22 protein-coding genes are annotated in these 24,774 nt (G+C 49.6%); 6 read left to right on the top strand and 16 right to left on the bottom strand.

The features are described 5' to 3' along the window. Window positions 1–43: 43 nt before the first annotated feature. The 10 genes from JUF22_RS12620 to JUF22_RS12575 all read right to left on the bottom strand — a co-directional run bounded on the left by JUF22_RS12620 (window position 44) and on the right by JUF22_RS12575 (window position 11,395). Window positions 44–2,263, bottom strand: coding sequence for a hypothetical protein (locus JUF22_RS12620; protein WP_203646822.1), 2,220 nt, complete (start codon window positions 2,261–2,263; stop codon window positions 44–46). A gap of 352 nt (window positions 2,264–2,615) precedes the next feature. Then, a complete protein-coding gene (locus JUF22_RS12615) occupies window positions 2,616–3,677 on the bottom strand; it encodes a WxLIP family cell surface protein (protein WP_236000781.1) in 1,062 nt (353 codons plus the stop codon). Between the two features lie 93 nt (window positions 3,678–3,770). After that, window positions 3,771–4,490 (bottom strand): WxL domain-containing protein, encoded by a 720-nt coding sequence (locus tag JUF22_RS12610; protein ID WP_203646819.1) that lies wholly within the window; start codon window positions 4,488–4,490, stop codon window positions 3,771–3,773. Window positions 4,491–4,527: 37 nt separating this feature from the next. Further along, the gene (locus JUF22_RS12605; protein ID WP_203646817.1) at window positions 4,528–5,229 is read right to left on the bottom strand and encodes a WxL domain-containing protein; all 702 of its coding nucleotides are present in this window, start codon (window positions 5,227–5,229) and stop codon (window positions 4,528–4,530) included. An 18-nt stretch (window positions 5,230–5,247) separates the two neighbouring features. Beyond that, window positions 5,248–5,694: an LPXTG cell wall anchor domain-containing protein gene (locus JUF22_RS12600; protein WP_203646815.1), complete on the bottom strand. Its 447-nt coding sequence runs from the start codon at window positions 5,692–5,694 to the stop codon at window positions 5,248–5,250. Window positions 5,695–6,273: 579 nt separating this feature from the next. After that, the gene (locus JUF22_RS12595) at window positions 6,274–6,939 is read right to left on the bottom strand and encodes a WxL domain-containing protein (RefSeq protein ID WP_203646813.1); all 666 of its coding nucleotides are present in this window, start codon (window positions 6,937–6,939) and stop codon (window positions 6,274–6,276) included. Between the two features lie 557 nt (window positions 6,940–7,496). Then, a complete protein-coding gene (locus tag JUF22_RS12590; protein WP_203646806.1) occupies window positions 7,497–8,207 on the bottom strand; it encodes a class A sortase in 711 nt (236 codons plus the stop codon). Window positions 8,208–9,092: 885 nt separating this feature from the next. Further along, a complete protein-coding gene (locus JUF22_RS12585) occupies window positions 9,093–9,344 on the bottom strand; it encodes a type B 50S ribosomal protein L31 (protein ID WP_125765486.1) in 252 nt (83 codons plus the stop codon). A 101-nt stretch (window positions 9,345–9,445) separates the two neighbouring features. After that, window positions 9,446–10,732, bottom strand: a complete 1,287-nt coding sequence (murA, locus tag JUF22_RS12580) for a UDP-N-acetylglucosamine 1-carboxyvinyltransferase (RefSeq protein ID WP_203639484.1) — start codon at window positions 10,730–10,732, stop codon at window positions 9,446–9,448. 126 nt (window positions 10,733–10,858) lie between these two features. Beyond that, on the bottom strand, window positions 10,859–11,395 hold the full coding sequence (locus JUF22_RS12575; RefSeq protein ID WP_203646804.1) for a TetR/AcrR family transcriptional regulator: 537 nt from the start codon (window positions 11,393–11,395) through the stop codon (window positions 10,859–10,861). Window positions 11,396–11,715: 320 nt separating this feature from the next. Here JUF22_RS12575 and JUF22_RS12570 point away from each other — a divergent pair, with 320 nt between their 5' ends. Further along, a complete protein-coding gene (locus JUF22_RS12570; protein ID WP_203646802.1) occupies window positions 11,716–14,046 on the top strand; it encodes an ABC transporter ATP-binding protein/permease in 2,331 nt (776 codons plus the stop codon). A 512-nt stretch (window positions 14,047–14,558) separates the two neighbouring features. On the opposite strand, the gene pyrG is transcribed toward JUF22_RS12570, so the two are convergent. The 3 genes from pyrG to JUF22_RS12555 all read right to left on the bottom strand — a co-directional run bounded on the left by pyrG (window position 14,559) and on the right by JUF22_RS12555 (window position 17,467). Continuing rightward, the gene (gene pyrG, locus JUF22_RS12565; RefSeq protein ID WP_203646800.1) at window positions 14,559–16,166 is read right to left on the bottom strand and encodes a CTP synthase; all 1,608 of its coding nucleotides are present in this window, start codon (window positions 16,164–16,166) and stop codon (window positions 14,559–14,561) included. A 165-nt stretch (window positions 16,167–16,331) separates the two neighbouring features. After that, a complete protein-coding gene (rpoE, locus tag JUF22_RS12560) occupies window positions 16,332–16,982 on the bottom strand; it encodes a DNA-directed RNA polymerase subunit delta (protein ID WP_203646798.1) in 651 nt (216 codons plus the stop codon). 44 nt (window positions 16,983–17,026) lie between these two features. Then, entirely contained in the window at window positions 17,027–17,467 is a 441-nt protein-coding gene (locus JUF22_RS12555; protein WP_203646796.1) for a YwiB family protein, read from the bottom strand. A 212-nt stretch (window positions 17,468–17,679) separates the two neighbouring features. Between JUF22_RS12555 and JUF22_RS12550 the strand changes: the two genes are divergently transcribed. From JUF22_RS12550 to JUF22_RS12530, 5 genes are all read left to right on the top strand, one after another. Next, a complete protein-coding gene (locus tag JUF22_RS12550; RefSeq protein ID WP_203646794.1) occupies window positions 17,680–18,513 on the top strand; it encodes a lipoate--protein ligase family protein in 834 nt (277 codons plus the stop codon). Between the two features lie 15 nt (window positions 18,514–18,528). Further along, complete coding sequence (locus tag JUF22_RS12545) at window positions 18,529–19,893, top strand: HD domain-containing protein (protein ID WP_308439820.1); 1,365 nt, start codon at window positions 18,529–18,531, stop codon at window positions 19,891–19,893. Window positions 19,894–19,895: 2 nt separating this feature from the next. Further along, window positions 19,896–20,708 (top strand): Cof-type HAD-IIB family hydrolase, encoded by an 813-nt coding sequence (locus JUF22_RS12540; RefSeq protein WP_203646792.1) that lies wholly within the window; start codon window positions 19,896–19,898, stop codon window positions 20,706–20,708. A 21-nt stretch (window positions 20,709–20,729) separates the two neighbouring features. Beyond that, entirely contained in the window at window positions 20,730–21,539 is an 810-nt protein-coding gene (gene yidA / locus JUF22_RS12535; protein ID WP_203646790.1) for a sugar-phosphatase, read from the top strand. Between the two features lie 160 nt (window positions 21,540–21,699). Next, on the top strand, window positions 21,700–22,116 hold the full coding sequence (locus JUF22_RS12530) for a MerR family transcriptional regulator (protein ID WP_203646788.1): 417 nt from the start codon (window positions 21,700–21,702) through the stop codon (window positions 22,114–22,116). Between the two features lie 101 nt (window positions 22,117–22,217). On the opposite strand, the gene JUF22_RS12525 is transcribed toward JUF22_RS12530, so the two are convergent. The 3 genes from JUF22_RS12525 to vprA form a co-directional block, all read right to left on the bottom strand. Continuing rightward, window positions 22,218–22,502, bottom strand: a complete 285-nt coding sequence (locus JUF22_RS12525) for a helix-turn-helix transcriptional regulator (RefSeq protein ID WP_203646786.1) — start codon at window positions 22,500–22,502, stop codon at window positions 22,218–22,220. Between the two features lie 200 nt (window positions 22,503–22,702). Then, the gene (locus tag JUF22_RS12520) at window positions 22,703–23,260 is read right to left on the bottom strand and encodes an NADPH-dependent FMN reductase (protein WP_203646784.1); all 558 of its coding nucleotides are present in this window, start codon (window positions 23,258–23,260) and stop codon (window positions 22,703–22,705) included. Then, entirely contained in the window at window positions 23,260–24,738 is a 1,479-nt protein-coding gene (gene vprA / locus JUF22_RS12515) for a vinyl phenol reductase (protein ID WP_203646782.1), read from the bottom strand. Before vprA ends, JUF22_RS12520 begins: the two co-directional genes overlap by 1 nt. Window positions 24,739–24,774: the final 36 nt, after the last annotated feature.

The raw sequence follows: 24,774 nt of genomic DNA, 5'->3' as shown, positions 1-24,774 counted from the left end.
ACACGCGTTAAGTGGCCTAAAAGTGGTGACCTTAAACTTTTTCTTAGTGAACCGCATTCGACAGCGTCCAAGTCACAGTTCCAGAATACTCATCTTGTAAGGCATCACTGTGCGTCTTTAACAACAGGCCCGTGTCACGCGACCAACCATCGACCACGTTCGTTGTGGCACTACCATCGTCCTCATGCGTCAAAACGGTCGTCGCCGTTGAATTGAGCGTGGTGGCGTTATGATCAGCATCCACATACACCAGATTGCCTTTCAATTGGTTATCCGGCATGTTGGTCCCCGTAAATGGCGTGGCACTGGCCTGTAACGTCCACCCGCTGCCACTGCCCCGCGTATCGTCAATAATCAGCGACCAGTCATTGCTACGTTCAATCGTCTGCGCTTGGCCCGTCAAGGTCGTTTCCTTAAACGAACTCTTGGGCGACACCTGGCCGAATCCAAAGATGCCCACGTTAATGGTAACCGTCACGGTCGGGGAAGAATCCCCGTAGGCGTCCACGACGTACAGGTCCACCGTGTTAGCCCCATTCTGCAAATCGCTCCCCTTGACCGGCAAGCTGAAGGTTCCGCTATTACCGCTGGTCGTAAATTTACTGGTCGTTTCCGCACCACCATTGATGGCACTGTGCAGGGTAAACAACCGATCACTCGGCATCGTCCCAGTCAACGTCGCCTTCCCGGTGATGGTCGTCGACTCGCTCGGCGCCATACTGACGGTCGCGTTCGAGGTCAGGTCAAGCGCCATGGTTCCGGTCGTTTGAACGATGCTAAAGCTAGGCAGGTCGGCCGTAGCAATTGCATTACTGCCCCGGAAGGTACTGGAGCTAGCATCAACGGCCGCATTCACGTTGTCGGCCTGACCATTCAACGTGATGGTCGCGGTTTTTCCGCCACCGCCATCGCTGGTGTCCTGGTTTAACGTCTTGGCCAACGTATAATCCAACTCACGACCATTTAAGCCGTCAATCGGAATCGTTGCCGAAGTGCCATCCGCATAGGCAATATTTGCCGTGCGTAACGTCACGTTCGCGGGAACGTTCATCACGGCCTGAATGTTCTTCCAGGCGGCCCGTCCGTCATTATAAGTTAGATTGTACGTCATCTTCAGCCGGTCGCCACCGGTGATTGCCGTACCCGTCGTCAACTGTTGACCAGCCGTCACGTCCGTCATCGTTGCTGAGGCGGTCGCATCGACCAACCCGGGAATTTGTTCAAAGACGACCAGATTATTTTCATATTTATCACCAGTGGACCCCGTAAAGCCCCACATCGCTGAGGTGGCCGTGGGTTCGCCCTCGGGCGTTAACTTAGCCGGATCAACCTCATACGAGTTGCTTTGCCCCGTCTGGTTGGCGCCGGTCAGCGGGTTCTTGTCGTTAATCGTATAGGTCATAAGGCCCTTGGCATCGCTGCCGGTTGGGGCCGTATAGGCTAAGGTCACATGGTGCCATGAGCCATTAGTCAGCGTGGGTAGATTGGGCACTAAGCCTTGGTGCTTGAGGACGGTAAAGTAGGCATCCGTGGTCCCACCGTTCATCGAGGCGAACCGTTTGGCATAGGTCCCACTGACGGCCGGATAACCCGCAGCGATATGCTGCTTGGTCGTACCAGCGTCTAGCCCGGCATTCGCCGTGTAGTAATCGAAGTCGGTTGCGTTGGCCTGGTTGGTGTTGATACTTTGATTATTGATAAACGTATCAAATTCGAGCGCCCAGCTGTCCTGAATGGCCAGCGCGGAAATCTTACTCGTGTTTCCCTGGGTCAGATAGTCGTACGGATAGCCCCAAGTTCCGAGCGTTTCTCCCCGGGCCGTCGCGCCGGTATCGGTGGTCGCCGTGGCCTTGGTCCCCCGCGGATCATTTTGCATGACAAAGGCCATCCCATCACCCATTTGATTGTTCGCCGGATTATTGCCAAAATACATCCACATCGAAGCCTTTTGGTTCTTGGTCAAATCAATGTCATAATCATCCTTCGCCCAAATGGTTCCCAGTTGGTTGTGATCATAGGTCAACCGCACCGCCTGGGTCGGGTCGGTCGGACTCTTGGGGGCCGTCACCGAAGCCGAGTTCGTGCCCGTAAAGTTCCCCGGCGTGAAATACTGGTCGATGTTCAGCCCTTCTGGCATCGTGGACAATGCACTGTCGTAGTCCGCATCCGTGGTATCAGCCCGAACCGTATCCGTTTGCCAGGCGATTAACCCCCAAGTCAGTAGTAAAGTCAGCACACTAGCAATTCTAACTTTTAGCCGCATAAGCTTACTCCTTCCCCAACTTTATCCCCAAAGTTATGAAGTTCGTTTTAACACCGCAACCTATTGTTACGTTTCTGTAGTTTCGTGGTAATCAACGTATTTGAAGACTGTTAGCCAAATTGATTACCAGTTCTAATATCTAATCCTATTATACGATGTTCCAGGTGCACATTGCAGGTTCCGCGTGTTTTGGGAGCAGGTGGGTCTAGATAATTTAACCTTGCTCAGTTAAGTAAACTTACCTACGCTTCGGTCATCAAGTTAGGAAATACCCTGTTTGACTATCACGCAAAAAAACGCCATCGAACCAACAGCACAGGCTGTCAGTTCGATGACGCTTCATCTGATTTATTTATTTTGTGGTATCCGTCTTGTCAGTAGCGGCATCGTCGTCATCGTGACGGCGGTTCTTCATTAACAAGTAGATGATGATGATCAGCAACAACACGATTAAGACCCCGCCGGCCACGAACCACCAGAGGTAGCTCTTTTGTTGTGGCGTGTTGATCTTATTCTTTAATTGGTTGATTTGGGCCTGGGTGACGTTAAAGTTCTTCACGAAGTGCCAGTGGTAACCACCCTTAGCGTAAGCATCGAGGGTCAGCGTGTATTCGCCGGCCTTTAACTGCGTGCTACCCCAAGGAATGGAGTAGTTGAAGTTAGAGTTAGGCGCCATGGACATGTTGCTCTTCTCGTTGCTCAAAACCGTCTTGGTTTCATTAGCCTTGGTGACCTTGGACTTCACCTTTAACTCGCTCATCAGACCCGGACGCGGGTTTTGTAAGTTTGCTTGGATTTGGTTGTAGGAGTTGATTTGACCAGCCTTGACCGCGTTAAGCTTCATGTCGGGGGCAACGTCAACGCTGCTTTCCCGTAACCGAACCCCAATGACATAGGCGAAGGCGTTCTTGATGGTGACACCCTTCTTCGCGCTAGAACTGTCATCATTGTTCAGTTGCTTAACGTAAACGCCCCCTAAGATCATCCCGTCAATCGTCTTGGCAGGCATGGTGTAGGACACGGAGACCTTCTTGGTGCTCTTGGCAGGAACGTTGACCTTTTGGGTGCTGTCCTTGCTGAAGACGTCCTTGATACCGACCTTCAGTGAGCTATCCAGAGTTGGATTGGCCTTACTGTAGTCGATGACCCCGTTATCGTTGGTAATCGCTTGATTGACCCCAACTTGGAATCGTTTCATGGACTTACTCGTGTTGCGAATCACAATCGTCAACTTTTGCTGTTGCTTAGGCTTGACCCGCAAGGCAAAGTAAGTGACCTTCTTGTCATCCTGGTTCTTTGGCAAAATGGCGCTTACCGAATAACCCACGCTTTCGGCCTGAGCAGTCTGTTGATACCAGCCAAACGCCATCAGTAACGTCCCTAATGTTACTAAAATCTTTAGCCAACGTTTCATGTTTCTCCCAACCTCCATAAAAACTCAACTTTATGTTCATTGTAACAAAGAATGCGGTAGCTGTCGCCACCGCATTCTTAATCTTTACCATTTTTAATGTAGTGAATCAGTCAGCGTCCACGTTAACTCACCCGTATAGGTCTGTGTCTCGGAGACGTGACTGCCGTTTACTAACAATTTTGTTGGTGCAGTGGTGTCGTAGTTCAAGCGATAGATCCATGTTCCGACGCCAGTGCCACGATCAGCCTGGCCAACCTTGGCCATCTCACCCAGTGGTAATCGGGTGGTGCTGGCCGTCGTGACGTGCGGATACTGACTGACAGTGGCACCGGAAGCCAAGAATCGGGTAACGCCCATCTCAATTGAGGCGCCGTCACCATAAATCTTTTGGTTATCCGATTGCCCCGTCAAAACGCTCGGCGTCAACATTAATTGCCAACCATCACCGGTGTACCGCCGATCACTGACCTGAACAAAGGCCCGATTATTGGTAGCCGTGGCGGTAATTAAACCGTCCGCATAACTATTTTCATCAAACACAAGGTTCGACGCATAATCAATGGTCAAATCCCCGGTCGACCCGGTCCCTTTATTGTCAGGATCAAGGTTATCGCCCGGAAACTCACCGCCAGACCCGTCTGGATCTTTGGGGCTAACCGGCTTGGAGGTATCGCCACCCACTAAAGTCACTTTAGCAGTCGTCGTTTGATCTCCGCCACCGCTTTTAGCGTTAGCTTGAGCTGTCGCTGTTGCACTCATGGTGAACGTTGCGAGGGCTAACGAAGCCACTACAACCGATGTCCATCTAGTCACTGCGCAGCCCCCCTTTTCATTCTAGACTGCTAAGCGATTAAGCTTGAGGGGTGTTGTTCAAAGTCCAAGTTAAGGTTGACGTGTATGAACCCTTAACGTTACCAGCAGGTACAGTCAAGTTAGCCTTGGAGAAAGTATCGGTCCAAGTACCAACACCACTACCCTTAGCAGCGTTGTAAACCGGAACATTGTCGGTACCTTCGGTGTTCAGGGAAACCGCGTTGGCAGTTGCGTTACCTTGTAACGTAACACCTGCATCAGCCCCACTGTCCTCAGAAGCCAGTGCTGCATTAGAGAAGTTAATCTTCCCACCTTGGATCAAGGATGCGATACCCGTTTGGGTTGAGTCGTCATTGGCCATCTTGGTGTTAGAAACTTGCACCGTCCAACCACTGGCAGTACCAGGGTCAACAACAGTGACAGCTCCGGCCTTAGCATTAGTGTCATGTGACTTTGCGCCATTGGCCAGAGTCCCATTCAAATCAAGCGCCGTCTTACCATCTAAAGTCCCACCATCGAACGTAACATCGGGAGCAGAAGTGATTGCTAATGAGCCGGCAACGTTACCGCCATCGCCATCACCGTTATCGCCAGCGCCCTTGCTATCCAAGGTAACCTTGGCAGTCGTTGAAACGGAACCAGTATTACTAGTAGCATCGGCATTAGCCGTTACAGTAGTAAATCCAAGACCAGCAACCAATGCGGCAGAAGCTAATAATTGTAAAGTTTTTTTAGTCATAATAAATATCTCCCTCAACTAATTTTGTTGTTTTCTTCTTTTAAGTAGAATCCCAATCCAAGCGAGCAGTAACAGGATAATTCCTGCTAATGTGCTAAAGCCGAACCACACTTCAGATGTTTGTGGTAACCGACCTGCTAAAACATGATGTGATACCTGTGAAGCCTGCGTAACCCTACCATTCGTAGGACTAACGGTCGCCCCTTGACCACCGTTAGTATTCGTGGCGGGTGATGTTGATGAGTTCCCGGAATTGTCGTTTCCAGTCGCTGTATCGCCATCATTACCATCGATAGTGGCTCCCGCACCGCCGCCAGTCACATCAGATGTGCCTGTTGCCGGTGGCTTGGTCAACGCTACCGAATAGTGTGATTGCTGAACATCATCCGCACGAGCAGTTGTTGGTATTCCCCAACCGACGATCAGCAGGCTCAGTACCAGCAAACCTAAATCTCGTAATCGCATCGCTGTCCCATCCTCACGTCCTTGTTCCTTGTCACAACCGCAACACTTACCTAAATTATGAAACTTATATGAAACTATCTGATGAATTCATCTGATTACATAAGTTATAATAGCACCGTTTTTGACTTTTGTCCACAATTAATCATCTGTGGTAACAAATGTTTTTATAACAAGTATTGTCAGGGGTGTATAAACGATTAGTCAGCTTACCAACAGCCTATTCTGTTCCTGCTTAATCGGCCCATATCGGGTTAGCTGGTTCGTTAATTAATTCGCGGTTTGTATCCCATTTTTTTGCAATTGGTTAATTTGTTTTAGCCAATTGTTATTGTTTTACACCCATCAACTAAAGCCATATGTAAAATGGCTGCAGTTTTCTCTATTTCAGCGATCTTTTACAGTCAATTTTCAGCAAAAACCTTTCGAATGATATAACTTCATTGATCCAAGTCCTCTTCTCAATCCGACTTCAGAGACAACGATTAACTATAATCCCAGAAATCACGCAACTTCATTTGAAAACAAGCGCAAACAAAAAAGACGGCTTCTCAGCCGTCTCCTAAAACAAATTCATTTAAATTAAGCAAGTGGCGCGTTGCTTAAAGTCCAAGTCAAGGTTGATTCGTACTTACCAGCAATTGCTGAAGCAGGAATGTTCAAGACGGAATCCTTACCGAAGTTTGCACTGAAAGTCCCAATACCTTGATTAGCAACAGCGTTCATAACCGGTTGATCGCTAGTAGCAGCACCGGTATTAACTGCTAAACCATTGAAGGTATCACCAGTAACATCGTCAGTTGCAGAACTAACTGTGGCAGTCGTCTTGTTGCTGGTATCTTCCGTAACGTTGTCTGACTGAACTGCAAGAGCCTTATCTGAGGCACTCTTTAAGTCATAAGAGCCACCGCTAAGCGTGTTGTTCCCAGCAGTCATCGCAGTGCCCTTAACAGTAACGGACCAGCCAGTAGCGGCCCCGGCGTTCTTAACAACCAAGTTGTTAGCAACACCCAAAGTGGTCGTATCCTTGGACCCAGTCAAAACCTTGTCACCAAAAGTTAATGTTGGTACTTGAACCAAGCTAACACCACCGGCACCGTTAGGATCAGCAGTTAAATTAACATTAGCAGCGGTAGTCCCAGTAGTTGCGCCATCGGCAACATCCGCGTTGGCAGTCGTCGTTGAAGCTAAACCCAAACCAGTCAGTGCAGCAGCAACAGCAACGAAACCTAAAGTCTTCTTAAACATATTTATTATCCCCTTTAAGCCTTTTTGGCTAAATATAAATTTCTGTCAACATTGGCTGATCTTCGTTTAACTACCTCGCGGGATTACCCTAGTTAATCATGTGCCCCCAACGTTTGGTGGTTTTCTCTGTATCAACCTTACAAGGATATAGTACATCATTTTCGATTCTTTGTCCACTCTTAATCATCTGTGGGGAGAACAACTAATTCGATAACCCATTCATGGACGATTAATTGATTTATAACGTGTTCGTTATTACAATTATAACGCCTACGTATCAGCATTTGTAGGCACATTTGCTAGTGAAAACAGTTTACATTTTATGGCAACTTTTTCGATTTTGCTGATTATTTTGATTTTCTTTTACAGTATGTGATACTTTCGACTAATATCGGATACCCTATATACTATGTGTTCTAAGCCCTTGGTACAACTGAATTTCACGCTGATCACCCATCTGCCGCGATTCTTTTAAAAATATTTTTAAAAAATTTCAAAAAAAATAAAAAAAATCAGCGTTTCCTGCTTTTTGGACAGAAATCACTGATTTTTTAACCTTATTTGTTGTTAAAGCCACCATGGAAACCTTTTTGCACGGAACTTGGGGCATCCTTGTAGGCCATCTGCTTCACGTATTTCCCACGAATCATCAAACGGTTCGCGCCAGTCGCGTCACAGGTGATCAGAGTGACTAGCTTTTGTTTCGTCTGGGCAACCACGCCAACGTCCGTAGCTGGAATGAACTTGCGCACACTGACCTTGTAGACGAAGACGGTCTTGGCATTAGTCAGGTAGATTATCTGGCCAACCCGAGTCTTCCAATACAGGGGGCTAAATAGAATCGATTGCGAAGACATGTGGTGCCCCGCCAATGGATAATTCCCTTGGCCCATCTTCTGGTCCGGCCGCATGGTCCCCGCTGTCAGTGCTAGAACTTCATTGCTAACACCCTTGGCAATCGGCAAATGGATCTTCGACTGTGGCATCAGGATTTCCCCCACCACATGAATGTTTGCAGTGTTCCAACGGGCATTCGCCACCGTCGAGAAGTCCAGCGACTTCACCTTGCTGAAATCATACGAGGCTTTCTTCTTCTCGTTGTTCTGAACGGCCTTACGCGTGATCTTAGGTTGATAGGAAGAAATCAACCAATTTTTTATTTGTTCGTTAAAGATTAAGCCCAGCGAAATGACAATCAGGAGGACAAACAGCGTACTCCATAACCATCGCCAACGACGTTTTGGCTGCTGCTTCTTTTTGTCTGCCATAATTAGTTACTCCAATCCCCAAATAATTCGGTCTCTACGACTTTGAATTCTACCCTTTTTACTAACAAAAACAAAGTCTGAGGCTCGACAGCGTCATAAAATTAACAAATTTATTTGAAAAATGACGACCGTGTGCGGATTTATAAACGATTCTGGGCGCCACTACGCGATTCTACTAGCACTTTATAAGATTATTCATGGGAGACCACAGAACGTTGTGCTGAGCTTCTGGGTGGGTTTCAACGCATTATTAAGGATGCTGGTCAGTTTGGATAAGTTACTCAGCCATCTTCTTCCTATGGAGAATACCCGATTTTGACTGGTATTTGTTCTGTTTTGACACGCCGCTTGGTTCTGTGATGATACTTGTTCAGACCGATAGTCTGGTTCTCCACGGAACCATCCCTGTCCTGCGGCTTCCGAAACGTGTTCCGCAAGGCAGCTCCTTCCGCTTAACACCGACTAAGCAAATATCTCAGCCCCGGAATTTACGTTCAATATTATATTAGTTTAGTTCGCTAAATCAGTTCTCCACGGAACTATCCCAGTCCTGGCAGCTTCCGAAACGTGCTACGCGGGGCAACTGGTTCCGCTTAACACCCTAACGGAAACGACCCAGGCCCGGGGTTTACGTTCAATTTAGATTGCTTTAGTTCGTTAAGCTGGTTCTTCACCATTCTATCCTGGTCCTGGCAACCTCCAAAACGTGCTCCACGAGCCAGACTCCTGCGCTTAACCCGGCTAAGAAAATATCCCAAGCCCAGGGATATTCCCTTAGCCACGTTAATGCTCAGAGTCTAAGCGGCTCGTTCCGCACTCTTATACTAAAAAAACCGGCCACGGGGATAACCCCGTAACCGGTAAGACAAATCATAAATTTTATAATTAGTCGTTGGATAAACCGTACTTCTTGTTGAAACGGTCCACAGCACCATCGGCTTGAGTAAACTTTTGCTTACCCGTGTAGAATGGGTGGGAATCAGAAGTAATTTCGACACGGATCAATGGGTAGGTGTTGCCGTCTTCCCATTCAACCGTTTCGTCAGAAGTTGCCGTTGAGCCAGATAAGAACTGGAAACCAGTACTTGAATCTTGGAACACAACTTCGTGGTAATCTGGGTGAATTCCTTGCTTCATAATGTAATACGCTCCTTTGCCCTGATCCATTGACTGAATCAGAGATTGATTTTAATCGTCAACCGTTGAATTATAACATGAAAACGACATAGCGGCAATGGCTAATCTTGGCCGTTTTCCACTAAACTGTCATCAACGATTTCTACATCGGCGTTTAATGCCGTTAATTTTTCAACAATTCGGTCATAGCCCCGCAAAATATTATCTGCTTGGCTAATCTCGGTGTCACCATCGGCCATAAGCCCAGCAATCACCAGGGAGGCGCCGGCGCGGATTTCTCCGGCTTGAACGTCACTCCCAATCAGATCATCGCTCGGGTCAACCACAATGGTGCCCTCTTCAGAACGAATGTGGGCGCCCATCTTCCGCAACTCAGCGATGTGCTTGATGCGTTTCGGATAAATGGTATCGATGACCACACTACTACCGTCCGCCTTAAAGAGTAACGGCGTAATTGGCTGTTGCAGGTCGGTCGCAAACCCTGGGAATGGCATCGTCTTGACCTGAATGGGCTTCAAGTCCTCAGACCGTGGCACGTAAATGCTGTCTTCGTTGATTTCCAATGGTACACCCATTTCAATCATCTTGGCCGTGAAGGCTTCCAAATGTTCTGGAATCACGTTCTTGACCACGACACCGTCACCAACGGCCGCAGCCATCGACAGGTACGTCCCGGCTTCGATGCGGTCAGGAATAATTGTGTGCGTGTTCATGGCCCGCAACGTTGGGACCCCTTCGATCCGAATGACATCGGTCCCGGCCCCACGGACATGGGCGCCCATGTTGTTCAGGAAGGTCGCGATATCAATGATTTCTGGTTCCTTCGCCGCGTTTTCAATCACCGTGGTTCCCACGGCCTTGACCGCCGCGAGAATCGAGTTGATCGTTGCCCCAACTGAGACCATGTCCAAGAAAATCCGTGCGCCGTGTAGCCCCTCGGGACCGGTAGTGATACGCACCGTGCCATCATGCTCGTCAACCGCCGCACCCAGCGCCTTAAACGCTTTGATGTGTTGGTCGATTGGCCGTGGCCCGATGTTATCGCCGCCCGGGAAGCTCAGCGTGGCCCGTTGGAACCGCCCCAACAAGGACCCCATAAAATAATAAGACGCGCGCAAGCTCTTGATAGCCTTGCTCGGAAGTGGTGCTTCAACGATTTCCGTTGGGTCAATGGTGAGGACCCCATCTTCAAACGTGGAGTGCACGTTCATCGATTTCAAAATTAACATTAAGTTGTGCACATCAAGGATATCCGGTACCATGTCAAAACGGACCGGTGTATCAGCTAAAATCGCTGCCGGAATCAATGCCACTGTGCTATTTTTAGCGCCGCCGATTGTCACTTCTCCAGAGAGTGGTCGGCCGCCGTGAATAATCATTTTCTTCATTGTGATGTGTTCCTCACTTAATTTATCTTCCATTGTAATTCCATACAGTCAGATACCATGATAAATAATACCGGGCAAAAAGACAACTGTTTCCCGGTATTTCGGGCAAATTGTAATATTTGGCAGCTACAAAACTGCATCCCGAATCTCTGACAGGTTCTTGGCTAGTATGGTGTTGATAATAATTTGCGTTAACTGCTGGGGGGTCTCGGGCATGCCGTCCTTGACCCACTTTTTAAGGATACTTTGCAAACCAGCGCCAATATAGGCCCCCTGGTAGTCATCGATCAACGGTGGCTCCGGGCCCGTGCGCCGCATTAATTCCTGCATGCGTTCAAGCAACTTGGTTTTGCCCTCGACGAAGACGAGATTACTGAGCTTCTTATCTTCGTAAAAGGCCGTTAACAGGTGCTCCAAAGCTGCGGTCGGTGTCGACTCTTCAAACGGCTGTAGCCCCGTCACAAAGGCTTTTTCGATACTGGCCACGCAGTCATAGATGTCGGTGTAATACCGGTAGAACGTGGTTCGATTGACATCGGCCTTGGCGCAGACCTCCGTCACAGAAATGGCGTTGATCGGTTTATTTTCCAACAACCCCAGCACAGTTTCTTGAATGATCTGCTGGGTGTATTGGGCCCGCCGATTGTTTTTCACACCAGCCATGAATTCACACTCCTATTGCACAACGCGTTACTGCCGCAACGACTCACCCCATCCCCAGTCACCGTAATTTCAGGGAGACATTACGTGCCGAAAGTAGGCACTTTATGGTATGGTAAAAGCCAGCTAATTGCTGTCGTTGTCATGTATACAACATTTTCATAAATTTTGTTGTGTTCACGACAAATCCGTCGACATTGACGGTTGTCACGACCACAATTTATTTTTATGATATTAGACACGGTGTTGCATTAATGTTTATTTTATCAGAAAAATAGCCTGAGCAACAGCCGAAAGCCAAAATATGGAAGGATTATTTTAAAATGCTGGAACTAAAACATATTAAGAAATATTACTACGTGGGTGATTCCGTCACGAAGGCCCTCGACGATGTTTCCGTGGCGTTCCGTTCACAGGAGTTCGTCGCTATCCTCGGTCCCAGTGGTTCCGGGAAGACGACCATGCTGAACGGCATTGGTGGCCTGGATATTTACGACTCCGGGGATCTTGCCATTGAAGGAAAATCCACCAAGGACTTCTCTGAAGCCGATTGGGACGCCTACCGGAACAATTCCGTCGGGTTCATTTTCCAAAGCTACAACATCATCAGTCACCTGAGCATCCTGGACAACGTGGAAATGGGGATGACACTGAGTGGTGTCTCCAACGCCGAGAAGAAAGAAAAGGCGCTGAAGGCCCTCGACCGCGTCGGCCTGTCCGACCACATCAACAAGAAGCCTAACCAACTGTCTGGTGGGCAATTACAACGGGTCGCCATTGCGCGGGCCATTGCGAACGAGCCCGAAATTCTGTTGTGTGACGAACCAACCGGTGCCCTGGATACCGAGACCAGTGAAGAAATCATGCAGCTGATCAAGGAACTCTCTGCGGAACGGTTAGTTATCATGGTCACCCATAACCCTGACCTGGCCCGTCAATACGCCGACCGGATCATCGAATTTGCCGATGGGAAGATTCAACACGATTCCAACCCCTACGACGAACACACCGACGCCCAACAATTTGAATTGAAGAAGACTCGGATGACGTTCTGGACGGCCTTGAAGCTGTCATTTAACAACATTCGGACCAAGAAAGGCCGGACCGCGCTGACCGCCTTCGCCTCCAGTATCGGGATTATTGGGATTGCCATCGTCTTGGCCCTCTCCAATGGGTTCCAGGCGCAAATCAACAAGACGCAGGCAAATACGTTGGCTCAGTTCCCCGTCACCATTTCACAGACGGCCACGAGTACCACGGGACAGTCCAACGATACGGTCAAGGCGAATAACAAGAAGGTCGTCACGGCCAAGGTCAGCCAGCAAGACAAGGCGACCCACACCAATAAGCTTACCAAGAGCTACTTAAATTATGTTAAAAATCTCGATACCAAGTTGAGTAAGAACGTCACGTACACCTACTCGACTGGGATGAACCTCCTGCGCCAAGTCAACGGGGAGACGAAAACGGTATCCTTCTCCAACGTTGATAACAGCGGCTCCAGCAGTGCCAGTGCCATGCAAACGGCCATGAGTGCCTCGACCGGGGTCGGCGGTTCCGTTTACCCTAGTGCAAACGATGGCGGGACCAACTTCCTGAAGAAACACTACAAGCTGGTGTCCGGAACCTATCCGAAGAGCGCCAACGACGTCATCTTAATCGTTGACCGCGATGGCTCCACCAACATCAACGCGTTGAAGAACCTGGGGTACACAGTGAAGAACAACCAGACCTTTAACTACAACAAGATTGTCGGCACCAAGATGAAGATCGTGAACAACAACGATTACTACCAAAGCTTGCCAACCGGGAACTATCTGCCAAACAAGGCTACTAACTCCCTGTACAACAACAGCCATAACACGACCCTCAAGATTGCGGGTATTGTGAAAGTTAAGGCGAAGTCTTCCGAAAACGTCTTGGCTTCCGGGATTGCTTACAGCGATAAGTTGACCCAAAACGTCATTAAAGACAACAAAGATTCCAAAATCGTTAAGGCCCAAAAGAAGGCTAGTGATAACGTCATGACTGGCCAAACGGTTGATAGCACGACCAAGAAGTCCTTGATCAGCTACCTTGGTGGCTCCACCACCCCAGCCAGCATTCTAATCTACCCCAACACGTTCAAGAACAAGGATAAAGTGTTGACGTACTTGGACAAGTACAACAAGGGTAAGAGCAAGTCCGATAAAGTGATCTACACCGACATGGCTGGGACGGTTTCCAGCTTGACGGGTGGGCTGATGGATGCCATCACCTACGTGCTGGTCGCCTTTGCCGGGATTTCTCTGGTCACTAGTATGATCATGATTGCCATCATCACCTACACCTCCGTACTGGAACGGACCAAGGAAATCGGGATTCTGAAGGCCTTAGGGGCTCGGAAGAAAGATATCACCCGTGTCTTTGATGCCGAAACGTTCATTCTCGGTGTCGGCTCCGGTGCTCTGGGTGTCGTCATTGCTTGGCTGTTGACGTTCCCAATCAACATTGTGTTGAAGAGCATCACCGACCTGAGTAATGTGGCACACCTTAACCCCGTTCACGGGATCGTGCTGATTATCATCAGTACCGTCCTGACGATGTTGGGTGGGCACATCCCAGCTCGAATGGCGGCTAAGAAAGATGCCGCTACCGCTTTGCGTTCTGAATAAAAATAGTGATCAATTGAAAACTGCGTCACTCCCGGAGTTGGGGGTGGCGCAGTTTTTTGTTGCGGTTATGTGCGTTTGTGGACAGTTTTGGGGATAAGTGCTCGCTCTTGGGGATATTCTGCTGAGTTCAGGTAGTCTGAGGAAAGTTATTCACAGGTGGTTGTTTATAACCCTTGTCCTACCAGGCATTCGCTGGTCGAAGGGCAATTTGCTGAAGATACTGACGTAAACCGCTAACTTTGCTCTCGCTATTATGTTCGGAAACTTGCGGCCTTTGAAACACGTTACTACCGGGCAACTGGTTCCGCTTAACCCCTTTTAAGCAAACGACCCAGGCCCGGGGTCATTCACTTAAAGCCGTTAATGCTCGCCAGCTAACCGCCCTTCGTATCGCTCTTGTCCGAAACAGCCAGACTCCTGCGCTTAGCAAAAGAAAGAGCTCCTGGCCGACGTTGTCGACCAGAAGCTCTTTCTTCGCTAATGCTCAGAGTCTAAGCGGATCGCTCCGCACTCTAATCCTTAACTTCCTTACTAGCTGCCGCGATGAAGTCCCGGAATAACCCTTCCGGACGTTCTGGTCGTGACAAAAATTCTGGGTGGTATTGAGCGGCCACGAAGAATTTCTTCTTTGGTAATTCAATGACTTCTACCAGGTGGTCATCAGGTGAGGTTCCTGAGAAGACCAGGCCCTTGGCTGCCATCTCTTCACGGTATTGGTTGTTAAATTCGTACCGGTGACGGTGACGTTCCTCAACCATTGGCTGATTGTCGTAAGCTGCGGCAGCGACACTGCCTGGCTTCAGCTTGCAAGGGTACAGGCCCAACCGTTGGGTCCCACCCATTTCGTGGACGTCGGCTTGGTCGGCCATCAGATCAATGATCTTGTGCGTCGTGCTGGGGTCCATTTCAGTGGAGTTGGCATCCTTGTAGCCCAGAATATCGCGGGCAAATTCGATGCTGGCCACTTGCATTCCCAGACAAATTCCCAAGAATGGCACGTCTTGTTCCCGAGCATACTTGATGGACGTGATCATGCCTTCGATTCCTCGGTCACCGAAACCACCAGGGACAATGATACCGTCAGCGTCGCCCAACATATCTTGGACGTTGTCGTCGGTAATTTCTTCGGCATCAATCATCTTCAAATCAATGTTAGCATCCACTGGATAACCAGCATGTTGTAAAGCTTCGTCAACGGAAATGTAGGCATCATGCAACGCCACGTATTTCCCAACCAAAGCAATCTTGATAGTCCGCGTTAAGTTTTGCATGTGATCCACCATTGCGGCCCACTGGGTCATATCCGCCTTAGGGGCCTTGACTTGGAAATGATCCAAGACAATCTGGTCTAACCCTTGGTCTTGTAACCGCAAAGGAATCGAGTAGATGGTTGACACATCCATGGATTCGATGACGGATGATGGCTTCACGTCACAGAACAACGCAATCTTCCGCCGCATCTCGTCGGTGATTGGGGCTTCGGTCCGGACAACCAAAATGTTTGGTTGAATCCCGATGCTCCGCAATTCCCGAACAGAATGTTGCGTTGGCTTGGTCTTCATTTCGTGAGCCGCGTGCAGCGTTGGGACCAGTGTCGTGTGAATATAAACCACGTTCTCGTCGCCAACTTCTGCCTTCATTTGCCGAATGGCTTCCAGGAAGGGTTGTGATTCGATATCCCCAACGGTCCCACCGATTTCGGTAATGACAAAGTCTGCGCCCAGCGTCTTACCAGCGCGCATAATCTTTTCCTTGATCATCCCAGTAATGTGCGGAATGACTTGAACCGTCGCGCCTAAGTAGTCGCCGCGCCGTTCTTTTTCCAAAACTTCCGAATAAATCTTACCAGTCGTGACGTTCGAATATTTGTTCAAGTTGTTATCGATGAACCGTTCGTAATGGCCTAAGTCCAAATCTGTTTCGGTCCCATCGTCGGTGACGAAGACTTCCCCATGTTGGTAGGGGTTCATCGTACCGGGATCCACGTTAATGTAAGGATCGAATTTTTGAATGGTCACGTTTAAACCACGGTTTTTTAACAACCGTCCTAGGGAAGCGGCCACAATCCCCTTACCTAGTGATGAAACCACGCCGCCAGTCACAAAAATATATTTGGTCATGTGCAAACTCCTCGTAAGATTATTTAGGGTCGGAAAACTATAAAAAAAGCTCCCTATCCATAGCGAATAGGGAGCTTACCGTCCAGTTGTCCTCGCTACAAGTAGCAAGGAGCCCAAAAAATATAATACCTGCTTTTGGGCAGGAGGTCAAGCGAAGTTCAGAAATTATTTCTGTTCTTCGTCGTCTTCATCATCATCGTCTTCATCGTCATCGGCGGAGAAGTCGAGATTCTCGTCATCGTCGTCCGGTGCTTCCATTTGGGAAAGCTGGTCTTCGATACCGTCCGGAATTTCTTCCGTGTCATCTTCTTCATCATCGTCGTCGATGCCTAAGCCGGTCTGGAGCTTGCCCAGATCTGGCGCCGTTGAACCGGTGGTGTCATCGTCATCATCGTCACTGTAAGTGCTGGTGGTGTCGTCATCTTCCGGATCATCATCGTCGTAATCGATCACGTCATCGTCATCGGTCGTATCAGCCAAGAAGGCGTTAACCTTCTTCCGCTTCTTACGCTTAGGTTGATCTTCATCTTCCTCGGCATGAACGGTGGCTTCATCGATGGATTCAAACGGATACCAAGTTCGCAGTCCCCAAAGGTTATCACCCAGAGAAATGAAACTACCATCGACATTTAAATCCGTATAGAATTGGGACAGCCGGTCACGAATTTCTTCGTCGCTGTCGCCCAAATATGATTGGACGGCGTTAGCCAAATCGGCAAACCCCATCACGTCGCCGTGCTGAGACAAAATGGCGTGAGCAACTTCGATCATTGATAATTCCTTTTTATTCTGGCCCTCAAAGACTTTTAATTCCAAACTGGTGCACGTCCTTTCCACAGTCTACGAAATATGATACTCGTTTATGCCGTAAATTGCAATCGAATCTTGTAGTTTCCGACCAGATCATCATTTGCGTAGAGTAAATAATCAATTTTAACGTTGCCACTAAACGGTTTCTCCTTGAAACTCGTTTCCAAGTAAGGCGTGACCGTTTCAATCGGCAACATGCCATAGGGCGTGTTGTACCGGGCCGTGACCCGCTTGCCACTCACAAAGTGCAGGCGTAATTCTGCCTCGGCGTTCCGCGTCAAATGCACGTCACCTTCCGGGGTAAATTTCATGGTCACGGGTGTTTGTTCACCGGTCTCTTTGTTGGGCTCTAAGTACCGTAAATACAGGTTGTGCCCCATCTGGACTAACTGACCATCCACATCCAAGCGGTAGTCGGAAACGTCCTGGTCTTGCTTGATGTGCGTCTCCAAGTGAATCATGACGGGCACGCCCGTAGATAATTGATCCATTTGCACACTTCCTTTCCGCGAATTGTCTGGGTTAATTATAGTTCATTTTCAGCGGAAAGCCTACCAATTATCTTGATTTCCTGTTCCGGACAGTTTTCCGCCATCCGCCCCGAGATTAAGCCCCGGGTAAGAACTGGTCCGGACCATGACGGCGCAAGCGTTTTCTAGTATAATGAGAGGTTGAAGATACTGAACGAAAGAAGGCGGGCGCCATGTTTCCCTTTGACCTCCCCACAGATACGATTCAAACCGTGACCACACCGATCCCGGCGGACAATAAAAATCAAGCTTTTGGTTACACCAATGCGCTCCTAGACCTCGTTGTTGACCTTCAGGAGCCCATACTGCACTTCTGGACCATGCAGCCGACCGTTATCATGGGACTGAAGGATAAACGGCTTCCCGACCTGACAGCGGCTGTCAGTGCCGTTCAGGCTCACGACTACGATTACGTTCTTCGTAATTCTGGCGGCCTGGCCGTCGTCAGCGATGCCGGGGTGTTAAACGTCTCGCTGTTTGCCCCACTGACCACCCCACCAATTAGTGTGGAAGCCGCCTACGCGCAAATGACCACGTTGGTTGACGCCGCCTGGCCTGAACTGACCTTGAAGCACTATGAAATTACTCGGTCTTACTGCCCCGGTGACTACGACCTAAGCGTCGACGGTCATAAGATTGCGGGAATCGCCCAACGGCGGAGTCCGCATGCGCTGGTCACCATGCTGTACCTGGGTGTGAACGGTGATCAGCCCGCTCGTGGTCAACTGATTCGGGACTTTTACCAGGCTGGTCTCGGGGATGCCGAGAATAAATGGGGCTTCCCCGACGTCGACCCTGAAGTCATGACCACGACTTCAGCATTACTGCACCAAGACTTAACAGTTGCCGACGCGGAACAACGCTTTATCACCGCGGCAGAATCGGCCGGCCTGCACGTCGGTCGTGAAAAGCTTGCCACCTTGATGGCCACGCCTAAATTCACGACAGCGCTCGACCACGCCACGGCCCAAATGGCCCGCCGCCAACCACGGCTCACTTCAAACTAGCAAGGAGGAATCAGTGTGACTTATGCCCAACAACGGCTCCCCCGGGAGAAAGTTTTCCGGGATCCCGTGCACAACTACATTTACGTGCAACACCAAATTATTCTTGACCTGATCAATACCCGCGAGTTCCAGCGGCTACGTCGCATCAAGCAATTGGGAACCGCCTCACTGATCTTCCACGGGGCAGAACATTCTCGCTTCACACATTCGTTGGGCGTTTACGAAATCACCCGGCAAATCTGTGATAACTTTCAACGAAATTACCCGACCAAGACGCCCGGGGATGGCGGCTGGGACGACAATGAACGGCTGACCGCGCTATGTGCCGCGCTACTCCATGACATCGGCCATGGCCCGTACTCCCACACCTTTGAACATATTTTCCATACCAACCATGAAGCCATCACCGTTGAAATCCTGACCTCACCGGAAACCGAGGTCAACCAGGTACTCCGCCGGGTCAGTCCAACCTTCCCGGCCGAAGTTGCCAGTGTGATTCAAAAGACTTATCCAAATCCCCAGGTGGTCCAAATGATCTCCAGCCAGATTGATGCTGACCGGATGGATTATCTCTTGCGGGACGCCTACTACACGGGGACCCAATATGGAACGTTTGATCTAACCCGAATTCTGCGGGTGATGCGGCCTTACAAGGATGGCATTGCCTTTGCCATGAACGGGATGCACGCGGTTGAAGATTACATTGTCAGTCGTTTCCAAATGTATCAACAAGTCTACTTCCACCCGGTCTCTCGATCCATGGAAGTTATCTTAGACCACCTCTTAGGCCGGGCCAACGAACTGTACCAAGCCAACGAAACGGATGAGAGTTTCATCCCCCATTTGCTCCTGCCGTTCTTCAATCATGAATTTGACTTGCAAGATTATTTAAACCTCGACGACGGTGTTCTGACGACCTACTTCATTCACTGGCGCCAATCTCCAGATGAGATTCTGGCTGACTTGGCCCATCGTTTCCTCGACCGTAAGCCGCTAAAGAGTGCTGAATACTCAGAGACGACCAAGGCCCTGTTACCACAGCTGCGCCAAATGATTCGTTCCGTGGGCTTTAACACGGACTACTATACGGCCACCGATAACAGTTACGACCTGCCTTACGATGATGCCTACGATCCGAAGATGACTTACCCGTTGACCCAGATTGAGCTACAAGAACCCGATGGTACTTTACTAGAACTGTCCACGGTTTCCGACTTAGTCAACGCCATTCGTGGCAAATTCTCGGGTGACCAACGGTTCTTCTTCCCTAAAGAAATGTTGAACCCCGGCAACGATGCCCCCGAGCTCTTCCAGCCCATCTATGATGAATTCGGCACCTACATTCAGAACAACCAATTGATTCAACCCAAGGAGTCCTAAGCATGACGGTTAAACTCATTTCACTCGATATTGACGGCACCTTACTCACACCCAATAATAAATTAGCGCTCTCCACCATCGACGCCATTAAGGCAGCGACCGCTTCCGGCATCAAGGTCGTTCTCTGTAGCGGTCGCCCCCTCGCTGGGGTGCAACCCTACTTAGATATGCTCGATTTAACCGGTGACGACCAATACGTCATCACCCACGATGGTGCGTCGATTCAAACCACCAGTGGGCACCCGCTGATCACCCATTCACTTAGCTTAAATGACGCCGAACGTCTGGCCGACCTGGCTGATCACTCAGAGGTGCACTACCATTTAATTACCCCCCAAGCCATTTACACACCCAATCGGCCAGCCAGTGCCTACTCGATTCGTGAGAGTCGGTTAGTCCATTTGCCATTAAACTACCAACCGGCCGATAAGATTCCTGCTGGGGAGGATCTACTGACCTTCGTCTACATTGACGAGAAAGACGTCATCGACCACTTCGAGCAGACCTTACCACCTGCACTGCATCACCAGTTCTACGTGGTTCGGACGGACCCACATTTCATCGAGGTCCTTAACCACCACGTTAGCAAGGCCGCGGCCCTCACGGAACTCGCCGAGCGGCTAAACATTACCGCTGACGAGACCATGGCCATCGGGGATGGTGAAAATGATTTGCCAATGCTCCAGGCCGCCGGCTTAGGCGTCGCCATGGGTAACGCCACGGCAACGGTGCAAGCCGCGGCCGATGCCGTTACCGGCAGTAATGCCGAAGACGGTGTAGCAAACGCCATTTTGAAATACGCACTATCACTTTAATTACCTAAAGGAGACGCATCCATGACCATCAAATTAATTGCGATTGACATCGACGGCACACTACTCAACGAAAAAAACGAGTTGGCCCAAGAAACGATTGACGCCGTACAAGCAGCCAAAGCCCAAGGCATCAAGGTCGTTCTGTGTACCGGGCGGCCTCTGACCGGGGTCCAACCTTACCTCGACGCCATGGAAATCAGCGGTGACGACCAATACGCCATCACCTTTAATGGTTCCGTCGCCCAAACGATTTCGGGCAAGGTCCTGACCAATCATTCATTGACCTATGACGACTACATTGACCTGGAAAGTTTGTCCCGCAAACTCCAATCACATTTCCAAATCGAAACGCCCGACTACATTTACACGGCCAACAAAAACATCAGTGCCTACACCATCGCGGAAAGCTACCTGGTCCGGATGTTGATTCGGTACCGCGAAGTTAGCGAAACACCCCGTGACCTGACGATTTCTAAGGCTATGTTCGTTGACGACCCTGCTGTGATTGACCGGGTTAAGGCCAACATGCCACAGAGTTTTAAGGAGCGCTTCAGCGTGGTTCAAAGTGCGCCCTACTTTATCGAAGTCATGAACAATCACGCCAGCAAGGGGGGCACCCTGGGCGAATTGGTTACCCAGTTGGGGCTGACCGCTGACGACGTGATGACCTTAGGTGACCAAGGCAACGACCTGACCATGATTAAGTACGCCGGTTTAGGGGTCGCCATGGGCAATGCTATCGACGAGGTCAAGGAAGCGGCCCAAGCAGTCACCCTGACGAACGCCGAAAATGGTGTTGCTGCCGCCATTCGGAAGTATGCCCTACAGTAAAACTAATCTGACCCGTTATCGACTTACCCGCTAAGCGGATAAGTCGATTTTTTAATTAACTCACCGAACCTCGGTTAAAATTCCAACCTGGATAGCATTTCTTAACCCTATCATTGGCTCACGTGGTAATCTTGTCGCAATCAGAGGAGATGAATGGCTTATGAATATAAAAGAATTCGCTGAAAAGGTGGACTGTCATCCAGACACCCTGCGTTTCTACGAGAAAATGGGTATTCTTGTGCCAGGTCGTACCGACGGCAATTACCGCCAATACACGGTCGAAGACCTCACCACCTATCGCATCATCCATAGTCTCAAACGCGCGGGCCTGCCTTTGGATGAAATCCAAGACATCCTCCACCTACGCTCGGCCAACGTCTGTGCCACCTGCTGTGCCGATACTCTCCGGTTCATCACGGGAAAGCACGCGCAGTTCATTGATAACCAACATTTTTACGCCGAACTTGCCGTTTTGACCGACCAAATGGCCGAGGCCCTCACAACCTCCACCCTATCCAAGAGTGAACTAGATACCATGATCGAGGAAATTGGTGAGTTGGACGATCAAGTCGTTTAACCGGAGACCGTGGCCCGTGCCGCGCGGAGATAGCTGCTATGCTGCAACCCTGATATCGGAGTGTCCATCGGGAAGCTCCGATTTTTTGTTGGCCTATTTTTTTAAATGGGGGGCATTTCACGGCCATGCTTCTTGAAATACTGGTAGTTTTTATCCAATCGTAGCCAGAATCCCGGTTTCATTGCGATGACGGTCGCCAATTTTTCCGCAAAAGCCACCGTTACCCGTGCATCCCCGCTCAGAACCGCCGCAACATAATCGGGTGGCGTGGCAGTTCGATGGGCCAATTCGCCTGGTGAAATGCCCAAAGCTGCCAACGATTCCGCCAATATTTCTCCCGGTTTTGATACATAATCCCGATTCAAAGGGAACCCTTTTCTGCTCAATATAGAAACCTCCTTCAGCCTGCCCACAAACACTGTTATATCACTAGTTTCATCTGGTGTATGGTCTACTATATCAGAACAAGTGTTCGCTGAATAGGGGAATCGTATTGGCTATCAGGCTAGTTAAGCCCCTGGACGACCACGAAAAAGGGACACCCCCTAACTGGAAGTGTCCCGCATAGCTGATCTATTTAATTTGCCTATTCGGCTGGAACTAACTGATGCGCTTGAATAAACTGCTGGAACGTTTCAAAACACGTCGTCAAAAATTTCAGTGTCCGGTCGTCGGTTAACTGCCCCGCTTCGTTGAATTGTTGTTTTGCGAAGCCCAGCATAAATTGATTGCCTGACAGAACGTGCGCGTTCAAGCCCGGTGAATTTAAAATTTCTCGTAACTGCGTTTGGGCGAATGACGTCCCCTGTTGACCGAGTGATGCACCGACCACCATCACGGGTTTATCTGCAAAGGGGTGTGCCGCGTAGGATAACCATTCCAAACAATTCTTGAGGCTGGCTGGAATCGAGTGGTCATATTCCGGTGTCGCAATGACCACACCGTCTGCTGCCGCAATTTTTTCTGCCATGGCAATGACACATGCCGGCGTTGGCTGGGCCGTTGATTCGTTGAATAAAGGCAGCTCTTTAATTTCCTGCACCTCAATCGTCACGTCCGTCGTAAAGTGTTGGGCCATGAACTGTAGCAATAAGCGATTGTAAGAGAAGTCGGCGTTGTTCCCAACTAAACCAATAATTTTCATCAGGCCGTCTCCTCTGCCACTTTTAAATAGCTGGCAATGCTTTGCCCGGCATTCCGCCCTGAGTAGAAGGCGTAACCCACGCACGTCCCTGGCATGTTCGGACCATAGGTGTCCCCAACCAAACCAGAAGAATCATTTCCGGCCGCGTACAGACCAGGAATCACTTGGCCATCGTTATCCAGAACTTCATTTTCTGGCGTCACTTGTAGACCACCCATCGTACAGAAGGCCCCCGTGTTCAGCTTGAAGCCGTAGTAAGGTCCTTGGTTGACCGGCACCATGTAGGCCGCATCCTTCCCAAACAAGTCATCTTCGCCCTTTTCGGCTGATTGGTTGTATTGGTGAATCGTCTGGCTAAGTTGCGCAACCGGCTGTTGCATCTTCTCAGCCAACTCTTCTAACGTGTCCGCCTTGAAAATGAATGGCTTGTCGGCAGCAACGGCGGCATCAATTTCGTCTTGGAGCTTCGTCATCTTTTCACCACGCTTAACGTAAACGCCTAAGCCCATGAAGTTTCCTTCAGTTGCCATCCGGTCGATGACGCCTTGATCCAGAATACTGTAGACGGCGTTTTGGGTGTACATAGCGTTACCCGCGTAGGAGAAGTTGTAAACGACACTTTCATCAACGAAACGTTCACCCTTTTCATTGACCCACAGCAGAGGTTGTTGGCCGGCCGCTGCGTTCATTTGTGAGCCCATGAACTTGAATGAAGGTTCGTCTGGATCTTTCAAGTAACCGCCAAAGAGCATTGCAGTCCCCGTACCAGAAGGCTTAGCGCCCGCATCCCAGGCCATTTGTAACCCATCGCCGGTTCCTTTGCCAGAACTAACGGGAATCAAACGGTCCGTGTCGTAGGCTGTTAACTCTGACATCATCTTAGGGTTGTTGAGGTAACCACCCGTGGCCATGACAACTGCAGGTGTTTGAATCTCAACGACTTTACCAGAATCTTCATCCTTCACATCAACGGCCACGATTTCACCGTTGTCATTGCGATGCAGACCTTGGGCTGAGGTTGACGTTAAAATTTCGACACCAGCTTCTTCGGCTTTAGGCTGCAGGGCACCGTGAATGACTTGGTTCCCCATCCCCTTGTAAATGTGCCAGGTGGCTTCACCGTCGCCCATTGCTTGAACGCCTTCGTACTCAACGCCTTGGTCGGCTAACCATTGCACGTTATCGGCACTAGCATCGACATACTTCCGCCAAATTCTGGAATCGGCCTTGTACTTGGAGTAGGCGACTTCTTCCTTTAAGACTTCCGTCCCAGAAACGTGAATGCCAGCGTCCTTTTGTAAGTAAGAATCAACGGCGAACAAGCCTTCCGTATAGTTACTGCTTCCACCAGTCGTGTGACCCTTTTCCAGCAATAAAACCTTCAGGCCTTGTTGTGCAGCGGTCAAAGCGGCTGACATACCGGCAGCACCGGTACCAGCAACGACAACATCGTAACTTTTTTCATTTGGGATAGACATCATTATTCCTCCATTTTGTTAGTGAATTTATACACA

Origin of the sequence: Levilactobacillus lanxiensis (assembly GCF_016861655.1) — a bacterium.
Classification (GTDB): Bacteria; Bacillota; Bacilli; order Lactobacillales; family Lactobacillaceae; genus Levilactobacillus; species Levilactobacillus lanxiensis.
This window is presented reverse-complemented; position numbering and strand designations above follow the sequence as displayed.

What these genes read in the sequence shown, in the direction of transcription:
- JUF22_RS12620 (WP_203646822.1), bottom strand. Translation starts at nt 2,263, where the DNA reads ATGCGGCTAAAAGTTAGAATTGCTAGTGTGCTGACTTTACTACTGACT.
- JUF22_RS12615 (WP_236000781.1), bottom strand. Translation starts at nt 3,677, where the DNA reads ATGAAACGTTGGCTAAAGATTTTAGTAACATTAGGGACGTTACTGATG.
- JUF22_RS12605 (WP_203646817.1), bottom strand. Translation starts at nt 5,229, where the DNA reads ATGACTAAAAAAACTTTACAATTATTAGCTTCTGCCGCATTGGTTGCT.
- JUF22_RS12600 (WP_203646815.1), bottom strand. Translation starts at nt 5,694, where the DNA reads ATGCGATTACGAGATTTAGGTTTGCTGGTACTGAGCCTGCTGATCGTC.
- JUF22_RS12595 (WP_203646813.1), bottom strand. Translation starts at nt 6,939, where the DNA reads ATGTTTAAGAAGACTTTAGGTTTCGTTGCTGTTGCTGCTGCACTGACT.
- JUF22_RS12590 (WP_203646806.1), bottom strand. Translation starts at nt 8,207, where the DNA reads ATGGCAGACAAAAAGAAGCAGCAGCCAAAACGTCGTTGGCGATGGTTA.
- JUF22_RS12585 (WP_125765486.1), bottom strand. Translation starts at nt 9,344, where the DNA reads ATGAAGCAAGGAATTCACCCAGATTACCACGAAGTTGTGTTCCAAGAT.
- murA (WP_203639484.1), bottom strand. Translation starts at nt 10,732, where the DNA reads ATGAAGAAAATGATTATTCACGGCGGCCGACCACTCTCTGGAGAAGTG.
- JUF22_RS12575 (WP_203646804.1), bottom strand. Translation starts at nt 11,395, where the DNA reads ATGGCTGGTGTGAAAAACAATCGGCGGGCCCAATACACCCAGCAGATC.
- JUF22_RS12570 (WP_203646802.1), top strand. Translation starts at nt 11,716, where the DNA reads ATGCTGGAACTAAAACATATTAAGAAATATTACTACGTGGGTGATTCC.
- pyrG (WP_203646800.1), bottom strand. Translation starts at nt 16,166, where the DNA reads ATGACCAAATATATTTTTGTGACTGGCGGCGTGGTTTCATCACTAGGT.
- JUF22_RS12555 (WP_203646796.1), bottom strand. Translation starts at nt 17,467, where the DNA reads ATGGATCAATTATCTACGGGCGTGCCCGTCATGATTCACTTGGAGACG.
- JUF22_RS12550 (WP_203646794.1), top strand. Translation starts at nt 17,680, where the DNA reads ATGTTTCCCTTTGACCTCCCCACAGATACGATTCAAACCGTGACCACA.
- JUF22_RS12540 (WP_203646792.1), top strand. Translation starts at nt 19,896, where the DNA reads ATGACGGTTAAACTCATTTCACTCGATATTGACGGCACCTTACTCACA.
- yidA (WP_203646790.1), top strand. Translation starts at nt 20,730, where the DNA reads ATGACCATCAAATTAATTGCGATTGACATCGACGGCACACTACTCAAC.
- JUF22_RS12530 (WP_203646788.1), top strand. Translation starts at nt 21,700, where the DNA reads ATGAATATAAAAGAATTCGCTGAAAAGGTGGACTGTCATCCAGACACC.
- JUF22_RS12520 (WP_203646784.1), bottom strand. Translation starts at nt 23,260, where the DNA reads ATGAAAATTATTGGTTTAGTTGGGAACAACGCCGACTTCTCTTACAAT.
- vprA (WP_203646782.1), bottom strand. Translation starts at nt 24,738, where the DNA reads ATGTCTATCCCAAATGAAAAAAGTTACGATGTTGTCGTTGCTGGTACC.